This window comes from Pseudomonas sp. EL_65y_Pfl1_R83 (assembly GCF_963970695.1).
Lineage (GTDB): Bacteria > Pseudomonadota > Gammaproteobacteria > Pseudomonadales > Pseudomonadaceae > Aquipseudomonas > Aquipseudomonas tritici.
Genome location: NZ_CAXAQI010000448.1, coordinates 1 through 447 on the forward strand (window position 1 = coordinate 1; position 447 = coordinate 447).

The window sequence follows — 447 nt, forward strand, 5'->3', positions numbered from 1 at the left end:
ACCGCGATCTGGCGCTGGCCGCCCTGCGCAAGGCCCTCGTCATGCGCCGTCCGCCCGAAGGGCTCATTCATCATTCGGACCGCGGCAGCCAATACTGCTCTGTGGACTACCAGGCCGAGCTGCACCGCCACGGCATCCGTATCTCCATGTCAGGAAAGGGAAATTGCTACGATAATGCGATGGTGGAGACCTTCTTCAAGACGATCAAATCCGAGCTCGTCTGGCGCACCGTCTTCTATACCCGCGACCAAGCCGCGCAGGCCATTGCCCGCTATATCGACGGCTTCTACAACCCCGTCAGGCGCCATTCCGCGCTCGACTATATCAGCCCTGCGCAGTTCGAACGAACCGCGTCACGTTGAGCAAATGCCTCTCCACTTTTGCGGGGCAAGTCCAAGTCCAGCTCGCGTTGCGCGCTCAGCAAGGCGGCAAGGTCGATCGGTTTGC

At 60.9% G+C, this 447-nt stretch carries 1 protein-coding gene; it reads left to right on the forward strand.

Going from position 1 to position 447, the window contains the following annotated elements:
* Positions 1-362 (forward strand): integrase core domain-containing protein (locus tag AACY08_RS29760; protein ID WP_339472677.1); only part of this gene is annotated, 362 nt, incomplete at its 5' end.
* Positions 363-447: the final 85 nt, after the last annotated feature.